Origin of the sequence: Sphingomonas sp. 8AM (genome assembly GCF_902506455.1) — a bacterium.
Taxonomy (GTDB): Bacteria; Pseudomonadota; Alphaproteobacteria; order Sphingomonadales; family Sphingomonadaceae; genus Sphingomonas.
In genome coordinates, this window is sequence record NZ_LR733844.1 from 1,168,409 (window position 1) to 1,184,758 (window position 16,350).

Sequence of the window (16,350 nt, forward strand, 5' to 3'; positions counted from 1 at the left end):
GATACCTCAGGTATCAGACGGCCGGGTAAGGAGATTGAGCCCTCCACACCCGGCCTGACCCAACCACCTGACGAAGAGGTGATAGGCTATGAACACCGTAACGCTGGGCGTTTGCCCGGCCAAGGCCCCTTGTGCCGTCTGGACGCAAGATTCTCGCGCTCTCAAGCTGCTGGCGTCCTGCGCCAAGAACCCGCCGAAGGGCGGCTATGTACACAGCGGCTTCGCCTTGAATCGCGAGCAGGACTGCTCCTACCGGTACACCGGCTACCGTGTCGACGCACTAGCGGCGATCCCCGAGGAATACGGCTCCGCGGCGCTGAAGCAGGCGCAGGACAGCGACGACTATGCCGCGTTCGAAGCTTGGACATCGCAGCCCAGCGTCGCCGGCGCGATCGATGCCGCCGGCCTAGCGCTGACGTACGCCATCGCCGCCACCGGGCTGCACGCGTCGTTGATGGCGGTCGCGCTCGCTCCCTTCCAGATGGCGGAGGCTGCGTGATGGCCACCACGCCCCTGATCGAAGCCCGCAACACGCTCGCCGGTTGGGAAATGGATGGAAAGCATCCGTTCGCCGTTGTGAGCAGCGTCGCGCCGGCCGAACGCAGCCGCGATATGCTGCACGAAGCTGCGGCGATCCTGACCGTGATGGCCGCGGCCTGCTTCGACGCCGATGCGGTCGCGCAGCGGGGCACCACCAGCGAGTTCAAGGCGATGAACCCCACCATCATGGCCGGCGCGCTGAATGGCGTCGCCACGCTCGTCTATTTTGCCACCTTCCTCCTGGAGGACTGACATGGCCACCGACACGAACATGATCGAGATTGCGGAGGCGCGCGTCCAATCGGCCGCCAGCACCGCGTCGTACATTGCGTCGCTCTGCGCACTGGTTGGCGAGGCGCTTGGCGCTGATCCGGCCACCACCATCGCGGCCGAAGCCGTCGAGGGGCTGGGTGAGATGGCGCAGACGCTGAGCCGCACCCTGTTCGACATGGCACCCGGAGGCGCGGCATGAAGCAGGATCAGGTGAACGCGATCAGCACCGCGCAGATCGGCATCGGCCAACTCGGTACGCTTCTGTCGCTGATGGCGGAGGGTGTCAGCGACAGCCGGGCGAAGGACGCGATCGAGGCCTGCTCGGATCGAGCGAAGGACATCGCCGACCAGATGGACGATATTCCCGGCTTCGTGGAGGGGCAGACATCTCGTCAAAGCGCCAGCAGCGTCCTTCACCGCCACGCCGAATGGCTAACTGCCCGGCAGGCAACGCTGAAGCGCGCCGAAGGGCTGGAAGACGGGACCGCCAAGCACGACGAGGCTTGCATCGCCGTCAACGAGCTGGACCGGCGCATCATGGCGACGCCGGCCAACAGCCAGGTCGAGATGCTGGCCAAGCTGGCGCTCGTGGCTGCCGTGATCGCAGAGGGCGCGTCACCCACGCCGGAAGACGCGGCGCGCATCGCCGCCGAAGCCGAGCCATTCCTTGCAGGGGAGGCATGACCATGACCGTCCATACCTCCCGCCGCGCGCTTTTCGGTGGCGCCGGCCTGATCGCAGTGGCGACGCTGGCTAAATGCGGCGGCACGCCCGCGCACGCCGCCACCGTCAATCCTCGCCTGCTCCGCATCATCGCCCTGCGTGATCGTGCCGAGGAAGCGTGGCAGCGGTTCGAGCGCGACGTCGAAGCGCCGACGCAGAAAGCCTACGCAGCCACGCTGGCAGCCGAGCCGATCGAGATGCCCCCACCGCACGTCGAGACGCCGACCAGCTTCGTCAACGTGCACGGAAACAACGTTCGGCTCACGACGGCCAATCCCGGCAGCGTCGTGACGTCGCGCCGCTTCGTCAGCGATCCGACCTGGGCCAAGATGGGCGACGCCGACTGGCGACAGGCGCGCCGCGAGAACGCCGCCGCCGCCGACGAGCGCGACGCGATCATTGCGGCACAGAAGGAACGCCGCGCCGCGTTTGAGGTGAAGATGGAAGCGGCGTTCGGCCTGGAGGCGATCGAACATCGCGCCGCACAGCTGCTAGAGCGCGAGTACGACCTGTGGCGTACGGCGATTACAATGCCTGCGACCACGATGGCGGACATCACCACCAAGCTGGCGTTCGTCGATCGTGTCGGGCGGACGGACACGGAGGGCTGCCTGCTCGCCGCGCTGACTGCCGACATCCGCCGGCTGGCAGGGGAGGCATGACGATGGCCACCGTGAGCACGATCAGCAGCAGGCTGTGGCGCGTCATCGCCGCCGCTGAGCCTTGGTACAACTGGGGCGAGGTGTACGTCGAGCGCATGCAGGAGATCCGCGTCGACGAGGGCGGCCGGCTTCACGTCGGCGGCGAGGGGCCGGTGCGTTACTTCGAGATCCAGTGGTTTGGCATCCACGTTGCTGTCCAGTTCGGCCGCACGCCGAAACGGGAGGGTCGCTGATATGCGGGACACCCGAGAAGCAGCCGAACTGTTCATCGCGGTCGGCGGGCGGTTGATGGTCGCACCGACTGGTGAGGTAGAGGCACAGATTAACGCCGGGCTAGCGCTCAGCTTGACGGTCGATGCTGCTGACACGCAGCGGGTCGTCACCGCTTCACGCGCGATCGACCAGGTTATCGACGCGGAGCCGCGGGCCATCGCAGATTTGATCGGCCAGCGCGGGCATCGCATCGATGCCGGCTGGCTGGTTTGGGAGGGCGACGACACCGCGTCCAAGCCGGGGGGGCTGCTGACATGGCCACCGTGCTGAAGCACTTCGACACGTTCGATCCGGCTGCGTGGCTGACGGCCATGGCGCAGATCGGTGGCGGCTATGCGCTGGGTTCCGGCCGGCGGCTCGCCCTGATGGTCGACGATTGCCATCCGGAAGATCTGACCACCGTCATGTCGCCGCTGATCGGGCGCCCTGACCGGCAAGAGGCGATCAAGGCCGCGATCGAGCAACGCCAGTTGGGACAGGTCGCCTGATGGGCCACGCCTTCCACACGCCAGCGCCGCCAGCGCAGCGACGTCCCCGATGGCGGCGGGAGCGGCGACGGGCGTGGAGCCGACCCAGCAGTCTGCCTGGCACGGGGTCGCTGTTCGCCGCGATCCCGGTTTTGCCGCGTGACGAGCTGGCCCGCCTGACCGAACGCCTGATCGACCGCATGGACCAGATCGACGGCGATCCGGACTTGGAGGATCTGCGCGACGACGACGAAGACACCCACGACCGCGAGGACGACCGTGATGGCGATCAATAGCACCGCACCTCGGCAGCCGACGTCATCGGGCCGCGTCATCCACCAGCCCGTCGCTCGCCATGCGTGCACGTCGGGCTTCAACCGCGTGCACCGGTTCGAGGACAGCCACGCGCTGGCGGCGCAGTACGGGCCGGATTGGTGGCTGCCGATCTACCGGAGGGCGTTCCCAACGCTGATGTCCGCGGTCGCGGTGGAGCATGATGGATGGGCGCAACGCGGCGGCATCGACCGGCTGCTGACGTTGGCGTGCGGGCGGACCTACACCGTTGACGAGAAGATCCGCACCGAGGATTGGCCCGACGTCCTGCTGGAGCGATGGTCGGACGAGGTGCGCAAGTCTCCCGGCTGGGTGCAAAAGCCGCTGGCGGCGGACTTTATCGCGTACGCCCATGCGCCTGCCGCGACCTGCGTTTTGATGCCGGTGGCGGCGCTACAGCGCGCGTGGCGTCAGCACGGACGATCATGGATAGGCTTGTACGGCCTTCGGCGTGCACAGAACGCGGGGTGGACGTCGGTGAGCGTCCCAGTGCCGCGAGGTGTCCTCATGCAGGCCATTGTCGAGGCAATGTTCGTCAGTTGATCGCCGGCGTCAGCAACCTGGCACAGCCCGCTTGAACGACTCCAGCAGAGCGGTCGCCCGCACCGGCTTCTGTAGCACCTCTGCTCGAGCCACCTCATGGCACGCTTCAGGCCAAGCTGTGATGAAGGTGACCGGCACTGTGTCATACATGCTGCGGATCGCGATCACGGCATCCGGACCAGTGCCTTCGAGCAACCGGACGTCCGAGGTGATGAAGTCCGGGCGTTCAGCTCGGGCAGCGTCAATCGCGTCGCCTTCGGTCATCGCGATGATCACCGTGGAGGCACCGCCATCGCGCAGCACGTCCTCGATGTGCATGGCAATGAAAGGATCATCCTCAATTATCAGCGCGTGGCACATGGTCCGATCCTCCAGGACCAACGAACGTGTCGGCGCGGCTATTCGGGCGCGTAAGCAGCGAGATAATTGACCCTGATCTACTTTGCAGAGATCAGCCGGGCGGTCCTGCGATCGTGAGAGTTGGCGGGCGCGAACCGAAGATCGGCATCCTCACGCCAGATTGTTAGGGGCGCTCGGAGCGCCATCCCCCTGCGCACGTTCCCTGCAACGCAAGGGAGACGTGCAATGTCAGGAGTTTGGGCGGCCGGGTTCTGGGGGCTCGTCGGTGGATCGGCCCTGATCCTTGGTGCTGCCATCGCCTGGTTCGTCAAACTGCCGCAACGTCTGATCGCCTCAATCATGGCGATCGGCGCGGGTGTCCTGATCTCGGCGGTCGCCTTCGACCTGATGGACGAGGCGTTCCACCAGGGCGGCTTCGACTCCACCGGCACTGGCTTCCTCGGCGGTGCGATCGTGTACACGGCCGCGAACATCATCGTCTCCCGACGCGGCGCGAAACACCGCAAACGCTCAGGATCGAACCCGCAGGAGAGCCAGCCCGACGCGAAGAGCGACTCGGGAGCGGCTATCGCGATCGGCGCGTTGCTCGACGGCATCCCGGAGTCGGTCGTGATCGGCGTCAGCCTGTTGAGCGGCGCTGGCGTCAGCGCGGTGACCGTGGCCGCCGTGTTCCTGTCGAACGTGCCCGAAGGTCTATCAAGCGCGGCGGGCATGAAGGCAGCTGGTCGATCGCCAGCCTATGTTTTTGGTGTCTGGGGCGGCATCGCTGTCGCGTCCGCCATCGCCGCCATGGTCGGAAACGTCGCGCTGGCTGGCAGTAGCCCGGACCTGATTGCGGGCGTCACTGCCGTCGCGGCCGGTGCCATCCTCGCCATGTTGGTCGACACCATGATACCGGAGGCGACTGAGGCGACGCACGACTACTCGGGGCTGATCGCCGTAGTTGGCTTCCTCATCGCCTTCGTGCTGACGAAGAGCGCATGAGTGATCCACGAATTGTGACTCTTTCTATGCTCGCATCGCGAGCGCCCGACACAACGATCTGCCCAAGCGAGGTGGCGCGCGCCATCGCACAGGACTGGCGCAGTGCAATGCCCGACGTCCACGCCGCGATCGACGAACTGGTGCAAGCGGGCTTGGTGCGATTGAGCTGGAAAGGGCAACCGCTCGCGACGCGATCAGGACCTTACAGGATCGGGCGGTCGAACGGGGATTGAGGCGCAAGCTGAGAATGTACCCGCCGTCCGGCGGCCCTGGCCTACTCGAAGCAGATATGGGTAGCGGAAGCGCCGGTAACGAACGCACCGGCTTAGCGCGATGTTTGCATGAGTACGCACACACCCTACGCAAGCCTTCGGGCTGTGTTTCCATGACAAATCAAATACATAGCTTCTGCGCGATGCCTGTCACAATGTGCTACGCTTTGTCCCACATTGTGCCACGGGCAAAAAGAGAACCAAATTGAGTATCTTACGTGTGCCACATCGTGACCTGAAAAAAGAAGCTCGTGGATAATTGCCCTCACTTCCGACCGGTGAAATAATCCGCTCGCTTTCCGGAAGGCCCACCAGCCTCCCTGCTAGGAGACTGGTATATGAAAATCGTTTGCGAGCCGGCTCGCACCCCAACCGTGCGTGATCCTCTCACCGTTTCGGTGAATGACGCTCTCTGTATGGTTGGGATCGGACGAACACGCTTTTACGAGCTCGTCGCGGTTGGAAAGATCACAACCGTGAAGATCGGCCGGCGCCGGCTGGTGCATGTGGAGTCGCTGCGCCGGTTGGCAGCCGAAGGCTATGTCAAGGCACCGCGATACGTTCGCCCCGAGCAGATAAACCTCGACATCTGACCCACCGTGACAGGCCGCTGAGCAAGCCCGTTCGTCCGGCGCTGTTCGCGAACATCCGCGTATAGCCGCAATCAAATGTGGGAGTAGGTGAGGGAGGATCTAGAGAAGGCGAGGCGAAAAGCCAGTACATACCAACGGTTTAGGCCGAGGTAAGTGGCGCGCCCGGAGGGATTCGAACCCCCGACCAAGGAGGTAGAAGCTCCTTGCTCTATCCAACTGAGCTACGGGCGCCCGCCGACGCGCCTAGCGCGGATTGTCGCAGGAAGAAATGGGGGGCATGATCCGCGCATGACCGAACAGATGCGCATAACCCCGATCGCGGCCGATCGGGTCGAGGCCGGGCGACTGCGCTATTATGACATCGTCATGGCGGCGTTCGTTGCGATCCTGTTGCTTTCCAACGTGCTGGGCGCCGGCAAGGTGGCGCAGGTGTGGCTGCCGGGCGTCGGCGAGTGGCCGTTCGGCGCGGGCATCCTGTTCTTTCCCGTCAGCTATATCATCGGCGACGTGCTGACCGAGGTCTATGGCTATGCGCGCGCGCGGCGGGTCATCTGGGTCGGATTTGCGGCGACTTTGTTCATGGCGGGGATGGCGTGGGTGGTGGTGGCGCTGCCGCCCGCGCCCGACTGGCGCAACCAGGCGGCGTATGAAACGGTGTTCGGGCAGGTGCCGCGGATCGTATTCGCGAGCATGTGCGCCTTCTGGGCGGGCGAGTTCGTCAATTCCTACGTGCTGGCGCGGATGAAGGTGTGGAGCGCGGGGCGGCATCTGTGGATGCGGACGATCGGGTCGACGGTGGCGGGGCAGGCGGTCGACAGCCTGATTTTCTACCCGCTGGCGTTCTGGGGCGCGGAGGGGTGGACGCCGCATCTCGTGGTGGTGGTGCTGTTCACGCAATGGGCGCTGAAGGTCGGCTGGGAGGTGCTGCTGACGCCACTGACCTATTGGGTGGTCGGGTCGTTGAAGCGGGCCGAGGGGCTGGACGTGTATGACCGGGGGACCGACTTCACGCCGTTCCGGGCGCGGGTGTGACCGGGTGGTGGAACTGCGCTGGAGCGGGCGGAGCGATGCCGATCCGGTCAGGGGTTGGGTGCCGAGCGAGGATTTCGCGATCGTCGCGGCGGGCGTGGTGGTCGGCGCGATCGTCCTGCGGCTTGGCGATACCGAGGCGCTGCGGCGTTATGGCGGGCAGGTCGGCTATCGGGTGGCGCCGGAGCAGCAGCGGCGCGGCTATGCGACGGCGGCGCTGCGGTTGCTGATGCCCATCGCGGTATCGCATGGTTTCGCGGCGCTCTGGATTACCTGCCGTCCTGAAAATGTCGCGTCACGGCGCGTGCTCGACAAGGTGGGCGCGCGTTTCGTGGAGCTGGTGGAGACGCCGGCCGACAGCGATCTGTTCGCGCGGGGCGATCGGCGGATGTGCCGCTACCTGCTCGATCTGTGATCGGGCGGATTCAGGACGCGCCGGTAGCGGCGGGCTGACCGATGTGGCACGGCTTGTCGCGGTCGATCAGCGCCCAGCGCGGCGCGGCGTCGGTCCAGATCGTCGCCTGCGGCGGATAATGATCGGGGTCGTCGAGCGTCCCGACGCGCAGCACGTAGAGATGTGCGCGGACCCCGGCATAGCCGCCGACCGGTGTACCGCAGCTGGGGCAGAAATGACGGTGCATCGCATTGCCGGAGTCGGCATGCGACGCATAATCGGCGAGCGCGCCGTTAAGCGTCAGCGCCGCGCGCGGCACGATGACGTTGGTGGTCGCGCTGCCCGCCGCGAGATACTGGCACAGCCGGCACCAGCATTGCCGCGCCGCGACCGGCTCCGCGACCAACGTGTAACGAACCGCACCGCACAGGCAGCCGCCCGTCACCGGCGCGGCGTCGTTCACGCCGCCACCGCCTCCAGCAGCCCCGCGAACATCCGCTTGCCGTCGTCGCCGCCGTGTGCGGGTTCGATGCGGCGTTCGGGGTGGGGCATCATGCCGAGCACATTGCCGTCGGCGCTGACGATCCCGGCGATGTTGCGCGCGCTGCCGTTGACCGGCTCGGCGTAGCGGAACGCCACCTGGCCTTCGCCTTCCAGACGGTCGAGCGTCTCGGGGTCGGCGACGTAATTGCCGTCATGATGCGCGACGGGGAAGCGAACCTGCTCGCCCGACTTATAGCCGCGCGTGAAGACGGTGCCGGCATTCTCGACGGTCAACGCGACGTCGCGGCAGACGAAGTTGAGTCCGGCGTTGCGCATCAGCGCGCCGGGGAGCAGCCCGGCCTCGGTCAGCACCTGAAAGCCGTTGCAGACGCCCAGCACCTTCAGCCCGCGCGCCGCCTGTTCGCGGACTGCGGTCATGATCGGCGAGCGTGCCGCCAGCGCGCCGGAGCGCAGGTAATCGCCGTAGGAGAAGCCGCCGGGCACCGCGACCACGCCGATCCCGTCGGGCAGTTCGGTGTCGCGGTGCCACACCATGTGCGGTGCGGTGCCGGTCGCCTGCTCTAGCGCCACCGCGATGTCGCGGTCGCAGTTGGAGCCGGGGAAGACGATGACCGCGGTCTTCACGCGCGCTCGATCCGGTAATTCTCGATCACGGTGTTGGCGAGCAGCTGCCGACACATCGCGTCGACATCCGCATCGGCGGTATCGTCGGCGACTTCCAGCTCGATCAGCTTGCCGACGCGCGCGCTCTCGACGCCCAAGAAGCCGAGCCCCGAAAGGGCGTGTTCGATCGCCTTGCCCTGCGGGTCGAGCACGCCGGGCTTGAGCGTCACGTAGATGCGAAGTTTCATGGCCGCGCGCTATGCCCCGGCGCGCGCGCCGGGGCAAGCGTGGCGGTTACTTGCCGCGGCTCTTGCGATGCTCTTCGAGGTCGAGCACCGCGGTGTCGCCGCCCTCGGGCAGCAGGCCGAGCCGGCGCGCGACTTCCTGATAGGCCTCGACTTCGCCGCCCAGGTCGCGGCGAAAGCGGTCCTTGTCGAGCTTCTCGTTGGAGACCATGTCCCACAGCCGGCAACCGTCCGGGCTGATCTCGTCGGCGAGGATGATCCGGCCGTAGTCATTGTCCCAGATGCGGCCGAATTCGAGCTTGAAGTCGACCAGCCGGATGCCGACGCCCGCGAACAGCCCCGACAGGAAGTCGTTCACCCGAATCGCCAGATCGGCGATGTCGTGCATCTCCTCCTGGCTGGCCCAGCCGAACGCCGCGATATGCTCGTCGGAGATCATCGGATCGCCGAGCGCGTCGTCCTTGTAATAATATTCGAGGATCGTGCGCGGCAACTTCACGCCTTCCTCGATCCCGAGCCGCTTGCTGATCGAGCCGGCGGCGACGTTGCGGACGACGACCTCGATCGGGACGATCTCGACCTGCCGGATCAATTGCTCGCGCATGTTGAGGCGGCGGATGAAGTGCGTCGGCACGCCGATATGATCGAGCAGCGTGAAGATATGCTCGGAGATACGGTTGTTGAGCACGCCCTTGCCGTTGATCGTGCCCTTTTTCTGGGCGTTGAAGGCGGTGGCGTCGTCCTTGAAATACTGGATCAGCGTGCCGGGCTCGGGACCCTCGTAGAGGATCTTCGCCTTGCCTTCGTAGATCTGCCGCCTGCGTGCCATGCTTGCCCTCGAAAAGAAGCGCCCCGGCGGCGCAGGTTTGCGGACGGCCGGGGCGGGGAATCAGGCTCGGCTATAGGGGAAGGGGGCGGTGGCTGCAAATCAGGCGCGCACCCGGGCTGCGCGCCAGCGGCGGAAGCGCCGCCAGCCGAGGATCAGCAACCAGATAGCAGGCCCGACGATCACCAGCCATGGTGTCGCGGCGATGACGAAGGTGATCGCCGCTGCGGCGCTGACCGCGAACGAGTCGCCGCCCTGACCGAATGCGGTTCGGACCGGTGCCCATACGCCGCCGGCGGGGGTGACCGAATAGGCGATCGTCAGTTCCGACATCGCCACGCGGCGCCGCAACTCGGCGCGCAGCGCGCGCGCAGCGTCGAGGTCCTGCTGCACCTCGGCATAGGCTTTCTCCGCCGTGACGAGATCGCCGACGCTGCCCCCACCGTTCTGGATCAGCCTGAACAAACGGTCGGCGAGCGCCTGTTTGGCGCGCAACCGCGCCTCGACATCAACGACCTGTTTGGTCACGTCCTCGGCCGTCACGCGGCGGGTCTGCAACGCGCCCCCGGCGGCGGTGACACGCGCATCGAGTTGCTGGCCGAAGGTGGCAGCGAGCCGCGCGTCGACCAGCAGCCGAAGATTCCCCGCATCGTCGCCGCGGGGATTGTGGGTGACCGCATCCTCCATGACGATGCAGCGCTCGCGCGTCAGGTTGCGGCACAGGGCGAGGTGCGCGCGGTGCACGGAGTCGAGCGTGCCGGGGTCGAGGCGATAGGCGAGGTCGTAGCTGTAGGCGATCTGCGGGCCGCCCTCGTTCTTTGCCGCGGCGGCGGGTTCCTCGACGTCAAAGGTGTTGAGCTTGTTACTGTTCGTCGGGCTTCCGCAGCTTGCCAGAAGCATCGCAACGCCAAGAAGCCACCGCTTCATCATCGCCGCCCTCCCTCGCTGAACGCCTTCGCGATCAACCGCTTCGTTTCCGTCCATGCTGCCGTGCCCGGCGTGACCAGCTCGACATGGCCGGTGTCCGCGACGTCGTGGAGCGTCGCGGAGTCGCCGGCGGCGCGGGCGCGGGCGACATAGTCGGTGGCCATGCGGAACGGGATGATGCGGTCGGCGCGGCCGTTGACGAGGTCCTGCGGGACGCCGAGCGGGAAGAGCCGCGGGACCGATGTGTCGGCGTATGGGTCGGCGCGGCCGGTGCTGACCAGCTTCGCCACCACCTCCGTACCGCAGCCGTTGTCGGGGCTGGCGGCGGTGGCTTCGAGATCGGGGAGGCCGCCGAGGCTGATGACATGCGCGATCTTGAGCGGGTCGCGGGTGGCGAGCGGGCTGGTCGCAGGAAGGCGCGGGCGCGCGGCGAGCCACAGCGCGAGGTGTCCGCCCGCCGAATGGCCGACCGCGACGACGTGCGACGGGTCGAGCCCGAAGCGGGCGGCGTGGGTACGCAGCGCGTCGGTGGCCGCCGCGGCATCGGCGAAGGTGCCGGGGTAGCCGCCGCCGCTCCGGTCGACGCCGCGATAGTCGATGTTCCACACCGCATAGCCGCTGCGGCGCAGGTCGTCGGCAACCCAGTCCATCAGCCGGCGGTCGGCGATCTCGGTCTGCCAGCAGCCGCCGTGCACCATCAGCACGGTGCGATGCGGCCCCGGCCCGGCGGGGAGCCAGACGTCGGCCTTTTGCATCGCGTCGCTGCCATAAGCGATTGTCGCATCGGGCGCGGCGCGCGGGCGGGCGCTCAGATCGGCCCAGGTGAGCGGCTTCGGCGGCATCGCGGTCGTACATGCCGTGGCGAGCAACGCCGCGGCAAGCGCGATCAGCTGCGGCGCTCGCGCCACAACGCGGGCAGTGCCAGCAGCGCGATCCCCGCGAGGGCGATGGCGGTCTTCAGCCATGTCGCGAATGGTCCCTGGGTCTGGTCGACATAATAGACCGCATAGACGATCGCGACGTGCCAGACATAGACGTAGAGCGAATGCCGCCCGAGCAGGCGCAGGAACGCCAGCGAGAACAGCCCGCGCGCCCATGACGCGGCCCGTCGCACGCCGGGGCGGGGGTGGTCCTGTCCGGCGATCAGCAGCCACGTCAGCCCGGTGGTCGCGGCGACGAAGTTGATGAGGTAGATCGGTCCGAAGTCGCCGCGGATGCCGAGCAGGTCGATCTTCTCGATCAGCCATTGCGGCAGCATCCCGTAGGCGCTGAGCAGCCGCAGCGGCGCGAAGAACAGGCAGATCGCCAGCGCGACCCTGGCCGGGGTGGCGACGTCGGCGCGGAACACGCGCTGCCACTCGACGCGCCCGGCGGCGGTCAGCGCGCCCGCGATCATCCCGGAGAAGAAGACGAGCTGCCAGCCGAGCAGGTTGAAGCTCGCGCGCATTCCCTGACCATCGCCCGTCGTCACCCATTGCCCGAGCGGATCGGTGACGAAGCGCTGCATCGCGAGCTGGCCGGCGATCCACAGGATCACGGAAACGGTCGCGACCGGCACGACGCGCCCGTCGAGACACCAGCGCACCATCGGCGGCGCGACCAGCATGTAGAGGACATATTGCGGCAGGATGTCCATGACGGTCGGCTGGAACAGAAAGGTCGCGATCGCAGCGAGTCGCAACGGATCGCCGGTCAGGCTGGTGTGGCCCAGCCAATTGCCCCACGCCTGTGGTGCGCCGGGCAGCAGCGCGCGCGCGACCAGCACCGCGACGACGATCCCCATCGCATAGCGGTAAAGCTGGAACGCGCGTCGCCAAATCTGCGCCCGTCCCTCGTCGTACCCCAGCCTGAGCATCTTGCGGCCATAGACCAGTCCGATCATCAGCCCGGACAGGAACACGAAGCCCTGCGCATCCTCGACGAACGCCAGCTTGTTGTGGTTGATGTTCTGCATCCAGTAGCCACCCGTGAAGACGAGGTGGTTGACCAGCATGAAGACGAGGAAGAAACCGCGAAGCCCGTCGATCAATCCGTAACGTGGCAAACGGCAGGCTCCAGGGTTGTTTCAGATAACGGGCGAACGCGGTTGCGGTGCAGCATGACGGTGATAGCGGTCTGCGTCGCCGAGGCGAACCGGTTGTGCACGGCCCGCCGCTTTTTCGTGCCGCCGTGTCCCGGTCGTCGCGCTGGGCCCGCGGCTTTCGGCTACAGCCGCATACCGTCATCCCGGACCCGATCCGGGATTCCGCTTCCTTTTACCTCCACCGCCAAGAAGCAGCGGGACCCCGGATCACATCCGGAATGACGTGAGAAGGGGGGCGTCGGTGGACCCTAATCGTGACAATGGCGCGGCGGGGCCTGCCACGGCGCGGCGAACTGCCGCCGCTGGAGCCGCGCCATGCCGGCCAATGTACGCTGAACGAACCGGTGGATGCCGCGCGAGAGTTGCCGGTGGTGGGTGGCGTAAGCGTCGCTTTCGAACTCGGCGTTCATGTCCATGCTCCTTCGCTAGACCCGGTGGATGATGCGCCGCAGCACGGTACGGCGCCAACAAAGCGATGGACGGGGATGATAAGCCAGCCTTATCCTTCGCCGATGCGCCACCTGCCGCCGCTTGCCGCCGTCCGTGTTTTCGAGGCAGCCGCGCGGCACGAGAATTTCACCGCCGCTGCGGTCGAGCTGGGGATGACGCAGGCGGCGGTTAGTTATCAGATCCGCCTGCTCGAAGAACGGCTTGGCCTGCCGCTCTTTCGCCGCGAACGGCGGCGCGTCCTGCTCACCGAGGCCGGCCGTCGCGCGGCGTCGCAGCTCACCGCCGCCTTCGACGCGATCGATGCGGCCTTCGCCGGGGTGCGCGCCGAAGACGAAGCGGTGCTGACCGTTTCGACCACCAACACGTTCGCGAATCTCTGGCTGGCGTGGCGACTCGGCGGCTTTCAGCTCGCGCACCCGGACACCGCGGTGCGGATGCTCACCGACAATCGCCTCGCCAATTTCGCCACGGAGGATGTCGATGTCGCGATCCGGTCGGGCACGGGCGACTGGCCGGGGCTTGCCGCACACCGGCTGATGACGCTCGACTTTACGCCGATGTGCTCGCCGGCGTTCCTCGCCGAACAGGGCGGCGCGATCGAACTCGCCGATCTGCTCCAGCTGCCGCTCATCAGCGCGCACGATCCATGGTGGGCGACATGGCTACGCGATGCCGGGCTCGACGTGATTGCGGCGCGGCGAACGGGCATCCGCCTCGATTCGCAGGCGCACGAGGGACGCGCCGCGATCGCCGGGCAGGGGGTGGCGATGCTCACGCCCTTGTTCTGGCAGAACGATCTCGCCGCCGGACGGCTGGTCCAGCCGTTCGCGCATGTCGGTACGGACAGCTCGGCCTATTGGCTGGTCTATCCCGAGGCGCGAGCCAAGGTGGTCAAGATCAAGCGCTTCCGCGAATGGCTGCTCGCCACGCTCGGCGATTCAGCGGGGTGACGCGGGGAACGGTTGTGGAACGTCGCCCCGCGCTGCTACCACCCGCGGCGACATGGCCACCGACCTCTCCGACAATCCTCCGATCGGCATTCTGGACGCTCCGTTCGACAGTGCGCTGAGCGAGCGGTATCTCGTCTATGCGCTGTCGACGATCACCGCGCGGTCGCTGCCCGACGTGCGGGACGGGCTGAAGCCGGTGCACAGGCGGCTGCTGTGGGCGATGCGGCTGCTCAAGCTCGATCCGGCCTCGGGGTACAAGAAGTGCGCGCGCGTCGTCGGTGACGTGATCGGTAAATACCATCCGCATGGCGACCAGTCTGTCTATGACGCGATGGTGCGGCTCGCGCAGGATTTCGCGCTCCGCTACCCGCTGGTCGACGGGCAGGGCAATTTCGGCAACATCGACGGCGATAACGCCGCCGCCTATCGCTACACCGAGGCGCGGCTGACGCAGGTCGCGATCGACCTGATGGACGGGCTCGACGAAGACGCGACCGAGTTTCGCCCGACCTATAACGGCGAGGAGCAGGAGCCCGAGCTGTTCCCCGGCGCCTTCCCCAATCTGCTCGCGAACGGGGCGAGCGGAATCGCGGTCGGCATGGCGACCAGTGTCCCGCCGCACAATGCCGCCGAGCTGATGGATGCGGCGATCATGCTGGTGGACCGGCCGGACGCCGACGATGCCGCGATCCTTGAATTCGTGAAGGGGCCGGACTTTCCGACCGGCGGCTTGCTGGTCGATCCGCCCGCGATCATCGCCGAATCCTATGCGACCGGGCGCGGTGCGTTCCGGGTGCGCGCGCGGATCGAGAAGATCGCCGAGAAGGGCGGCGGCTGGCATCTGGTGGTGTCGGAAATCCCCTACGGCGTCGCCAAGGGCAAGCTGATCGAACAGCTCGCGGCGCTGATCGAGGACAAGAAGCTGCCGATCCTCGCCGACGTGCGCGACGAATCGGACGAGCAGGTGCGGATCGTGCTGGAGCCGCGCAGCCGCACCGTCGACGCGCAGGTGCTGATGGACGGGCTGTTCCGGCTGTCCGATCTGGAGACGCGCGTCCCGCTCAACCTCAACGTGCTCGACAAGGATCGTACCCCGCGCGTGATGTCGCTGCGCGCCGCGCTGTCGGCGTGGGTCGAGCATCAGTTCGTGGTGTTGCAACGCCGGACCGAGCATCGGCTGGGCAAGATCGCCGACCGGCTGGAATTGGTCGGCGGCTATATCATCGCCTTCCTCAATCTCGACCGCGTGATCGAGATCATCCGCACCGAGGACGAGCCCAAGGCGGTGATGATCGCCGAGTTCGCGCTGACCGATCGGCAGGCCGAGGCGATCCTCAACATGCGGCTGCGTAGCCTGCGCCGGCTGGAGGAAATGGAGCTGAAGCGCGAGCAGGCGGCGCTGGAGAAGGAGCAGGCGACGCTGACGGCCTTGCTCGGATCGGAGGCGAAGCAGCGTACGCGGCTGAAGGCCGATTTCCGCAAGGTGCGCGACCGCTACGGCCCGGAGACGGTGCTCGGCAAGCGGCGGACCGAGTTGCGCGAACAGGCGGCGGCGCGCGACATCCCGCTGGAAGCGATGATCGAGCGCGAGCCGATCAGCGTCATCCTCTCGGCACGTGGCTGGATTCGCGCGATGAAGGGGCATGTCGACCTGTCAGCCCCCGAGACGCTGAAGTTCAAGGAAGGCGACGGCCCGGCCTTCGCCTTTCATGCGCAGACCACCGACAAATTGCTGCTGGCGGCGGGCAACGGGCGGTTCTTCACGCTGGCGGCGGACAAATTGCCCGGCGGGCGCGGCTTCGGCGAGCCGGTGCGCGCGTCGATCGACCTCGACGGCAGTGTGCCGATCATCGCCTTCCTCAGCGCGGCGCGCGCGGCGCGGCTGCTGGTCGCCGCCAGCGACGGGCGCGGGTTCATCGTGCCGGTCGCCGACGTGATTGCCGAGACGCGCAAGGGCAAGACGGTGGTGACGCCGCGCGCCGGGGCGACGCTGGCGGTGGTCCGCCCGGTCGCGCCCGCGGACGATTATGTCGCGGTGATCGGCGACAATCGCAAGCTGGCGCTGTTCCCGATCGCCGACCTGCCCGAGATGACGCGCGGGCAGGGGGTGCAATTGCAGCGGTATCGCGACGGCGGGCTGGCGGACGCGCGGACGCTGGTGTTCGGCGACGGGCTGAGCTGGGCGATGGGCGGGGGTAGCGGGCGGACCCGCACCGAGGCGGACCTGTCGCAATGGCGCACCGCGCGCGGTGCCGCGGGCCGGATGCCGCCAAACGGCTTCCCGCGGGACAACCGCTTTTGACCCTGTTGCTGCGT

The 16,350-nt window shown here is 67.0% G+C and carries 26 protein-coding genes and 1 tRNA gene; 17 read left to right on the plus strand and 10 right to left on the minus strand.

The window, feature by feature from the left end; translation table 11 throughout:
* The first annotated feature begins 88 nt into the window (after positions 1 to 88).
* Genes BACI71_RS05815 through BACI71_RS17855 form a run of 10 tightly spaced genes read left to right on the plus strand, consistent with a single transcriptional unit; the run spans position 89 to position 3,814 of the window.
* Complete coding sequence (locus BACI71_RS05815; RefSeq protein WP_159756250.1) at positions 89 to 499, plus strand: hypothetical protein; 411 nt, start codon at positions 89 to 91, stop codon at positions 497 to 499.
* Entirely contained in the window at positions 499 to 792 is a 294-nt protein-coding gene (locus tag BACI71_RS05820) for a hypothetical protein (protein ID WP_159756253.1), read from the plus strand. The genes BACI71_RS05815 and BACI71_RS05820 overlap by 1 nt, the downstream gene beginning before the upstream one ends.
* 1 nt (position 793) lies before the next feature.
* Positions 794 to 1,012, plus strand: a complete 219-nt coding sequence (locus BACI71_RS05825) for a hypothetical protein (RefSeq protein WP_159756256.1) — start codon at positions 794 to 796, stop codon at positions 1,010 to 1,012.
* Positions 1,009 to 1,497, plus strand: coding sequence for a hypothetical protein (locus tag BACI71_RS05830; protein WP_159756259.1), 489 nt, complete (start codon positions 1,009 to 1,011; stop codon positions 1,495 to 1,497). The genes BACI71_RS05825 and BACI71_RS05830 overlap by 4 nt, the downstream gene beginning before the upstream one ends.
* A gap of 2 nt (positions 1,498 to 1,499) precedes the next feature.
* Positions 1,500 to 2,198, plus strand: coding sequence for a hypothetical protein (locus BACI71_RS05835; protein ID WP_159756262.1), 699 nt, complete (start codon positions 1,500 to 1,502; stop codon positions 2,196 to 2,198).
* On the plus strand, positions 2,195 to 2,431 hold the full coding sequence (locus tag BACI71_RS05840) for a hypothetical protein (RefSeq protein ID WP_159756265.1): 237 nt from the start codon (positions 2,195 to 2,197) through the stop codon (positions 2,429 to 2,431). The genes BACI71_RS05835 and BACI71_RS05840 overlap by 4 nt, the downstream gene beginning before the upstream one ends.
* 1 nt (position 2,432) lies before the next feature.
* Positions 2,433 to 2,741 (plus strand): hypothetical protein, encoded by a 309-nt coding sequence (locus tag BACI71_RS05845; RefSeq protein WP_159756268.1) that lies wholly within the window; start codon positions 2,433 to 2,435, stop codon positions 2,739 to 2,741.
* Complete coding sequence (locus BACI71_RS05850) at positions 2,726 to 2,959, plus strand: hypothetical protein (RefSeq protein WP_159756271.1); 234 nt, start codon at positions 2,726 to 2,728, stop codon at positions 2,957 to 2,959. The genes BACI71_RS05845 and BACI71_RS05850 overlap by 16 nt, the downstream gene beginning before the upstream one ends.
* On the plus strand, positions 2,959 to 3,234 hold the full coding sequence (locus BACI71_RS05855; protein ID WP_159756274.1) for a hypothetical protein: 276 nt from the start codon (positions 2,959 to 2,961) through the stop codon (positions 3,232 to 3,234). Before BACI71_RS05850 ends, BACI71_RS05855 begins: the two co-directional genes overlap by 1 nt.
* Positions 3,221 to 3,814 (plus strand): hypothetical protein, encoded by a 594-nt coding sequence (locus BACI71_RS17855; RefSeq protein ID WP_236552834.1) that lies wholly within the window; start codon positions 3,221 to 3,223, stop codon positions 3,812 to 3,814. Before BACI71_RS05855 ends, BACI71_RS17855 begins: the two co-directional genes overlap by 14 nt.
* 9 nt (positions 3,815 to 3,823) lie before the next feature.
* Here BACI71_RS17855 and BACI71_RS05865 read toward each other — a convergent pair whose 3' ends face one another.
* A complete protein-coding gene (locus BACI71_RS05865; protein WP_159756277.1) occupies positions 3,824 to 4,174 on the minus strand; it encodes a response regulator in 351 nt (116 codons plus the stop codon).
* Between the two features lie 225 nt (positions 4,175 to 4,399).
* Here BACI71_RS05865 and BACI71_RS05870 point away from each other — a divergent pair, with 225 nt between their 5' ends.
* From BACI71_RS05870 to BACI71_RS05880, 3 genes are all read left to right on the plus strand, one after another.
* Entirely contained in the window at positions 4,400 to 5,158 is a 759-nt protein-coding gene (locus tag BACI71_RS05870; protein WP_159756281.1) for a ZIP family metal transporter, read from the plus strand.
* Positions 5,159 to 5,184: 26 nt separating this feature from the next.
* Complete coding sequence (locus tag BACI71_RS05875; protein WP_328804084.1) at positions 5,185 to 5,391, plus strand: DUF3253 domain-containing protein; 207 nt, start codon at positions 5,185 to 5,187, stop codon at positions 5,389 to 5,391.
* Between the two features lie 377 nt (positions 5,392 to 5,768).
* A complete protein-coding gene (locus tag BACI71_RS05880) occupies positions 5,769 to 6,023 on the plus strand; it encodes a helix-turn-helix domain-containing protein (protein ID WP_201297300.1) in 255 nt (84 codons plus the stop codon).
* A gap of 154 nt (positions 6,024 to 6,177) precedes the next feature.
* Here BACI71_RS05880 and BACI71_RS05885 read toward each other — a convergent pair.
* A tRNA-Arg gene (locus BACI71_RS05885) sits at positions 6,178 to 6,254 on the minus strand.
* Between the two features lie 57 nt (positions 6,255 to 6,311).
* Here BACI71_RS05885 and BACI71_RS05890 point away from each other — a divergent pair.
* Both BACI71_RS05890 and BACI71_RS05895 read left to right on the plus strand, forming a co-directional pair.
* Positions 6,312 to 7,055: a queuosine precursor transporter gene (locus BACI71_RS05890; protein WP_201297301.1), complete on the plus strand. Its 744-nt coding sequence runs from the start codon at positions 6,312 to 6,314 to the stop codon at positions 7,053 to 7,055.
* A gap of 7 nt (positions 7,056 to 7,062) precedes the next feature.
* Positions 7,063 to 7,467 carry a GNAT family N-acetyltransferase gene (locus BACI71_RS05895; RefSeq protein WP_236552835.1) on the plus strand — a complete coding sequence of 135 codons (405 nt, stop codon included), beginning with the start codon at positions 7,063 to 7,065 and terminating at the stop codon, positions 7,465 to 7,467.
* 10 nt (positions 7,468 to 7,477) lie between these two features.
* Here the strand turns inward: BACI71_RS05895 and BACI71_RS05900 are convergent, their stop codons facing one another.
* From BACI71_RS05900 to BACI71_RS05935, 8 genes are all read right to left on the minus strand, one after another.
* The gene (locus BACI71_RS05900) at positions 7,478 to 7,909 is read right to left on the minus strand and encodes a GFA family protein (protein WP_236552836.1); all 432 of its coding nucleotides are present in this window, start codon (positions 7,907 to 7,909) and stop codon (positions 7,478 to 7,480) included.
* A complete protein-coding gene (gene purQ / locus BACI71_RS05905; RefSeq protein WP_159756290.1) occupies positions 7,906 to 8,574 on the minus strand; it encodes a phosphoribosylformylglycinamidine synthase subunit PurQ in 669 nt (222 codons plus the stop codon). The genes BACI71_RS05900 and purQ overlap by 4 nt, the downstream gene beginning before the upstream one ends.
* Entirely contained in the window at positions 8,571 to 8,801 is a 231-nt protein-coding gene (purS, locus tag BACI71_RS05910) for a phosphoribosylformylglycinamidine synthase subunit PurS (protein ID WP_159756293.1), read from the minus strand. Before purS ends, purQ begins: the two co-directional genes overlap by 4 nt.
* 46 nt (positions 8,802 to 8,847) lie before the next feature.
* A complete protein-coding gene (purC, locus tag BACI71_RS05915; protein WP_159756296.1) occupies positions 8,848 to 9,627 on the minus strand; it encodes a phosphoribosylaminoimidazolesuccinocarboxamide synthase in 780 nt (259 codons plus the stop codon).
* A gap of 99 nt (positions 9,628 to 9,726) precedes the next feature.
* The gene (locus BACI71_RS05920) at positions 9,727 to 10,551 is read right to left on the minus strand and encodes a DUF4349 domain-containing protein (protein WP_159756299.1); all 825 of its coding nucleotides are present in this window, start codon (positions 10,549 to 10,551) and stop codon (positions 9,727 to 9,729) included.
* Positions 10,551 to 11,459, minus strand: a complete 909-nt coding sequence (locus tag BACI71_RS05925; RefSeq protein ID WP_236552837.1) for an alpha/beta hydrolase — start codon at positions 11,457 to 11,459, stop codon at positions 10,551 to 10,553. The genes BACI71_RS05920 and BACI71_RS05925 overlap by 1 nt, the downstream gene beginning before the upstream one ends.
* Positions 11,438 to 12,595: an OpgC family protein gene (locus BACI71_RS05930; RefSeq protein WP_159756302.1), complete on the minus strand. Its 1,158-nt coding sequence runs from the start codon at positions 12,593 to 12,595 to the stop codon at positions 11,438 to 11,440. Before BACI71_RS05930 ends, BACI71_RS05925 begins: the two co-directional genes overlap by 22 nt.
* A gap of 287 nt (positions 12,596 to 12,882) precedes the next feature.
* Positions 12,883 to 13,044 carry a hypothetical protein gene (locus BACI71_RS05935; RefSeq protein ID WP_159756305.1) on the minus strand — a complete coding sequence of 54 codons (162 nt, stop codon included), beginning with the start codon at positions 13,042 to 13,044 and terminating at the stop codon, positions 12,883 to 12,885.
* A 75-nt stretch (positions 13,045 to 13,119) separates the two neighbouring features.
* Here BACI71_RS05935 and gcvA point away from each other — a divergent pair, with 75 nt between their 5' ends.
* Positions 13,120 to 14,034 (plus strand): transcriptional regulator GcvA, encoded by a 915-nt coding sequence (gene gcvA, locus BACI71_RS05940; protein ID WP_236552838.1) that lies wholly within the window; start codon positions 13,120 to 13,122, stop codon positions 14,032 to 14,034.
* Between the two features lie 52 nt (positions 14,035 to 14,086).
* Positions 14,087 to 16,336, plus strand: coding sequence for a DNA topoisomerase IV subunit A (gene parC, locus BACI71_RS05945; protein WP_159756308.1), 2,250 nt, complete (start codon positions 14,087 to 14,089; stop codon positions 16,334 to 16,336).
* Positions 16,337 to 16,350 lie beyond the last annotated feature (14 nt).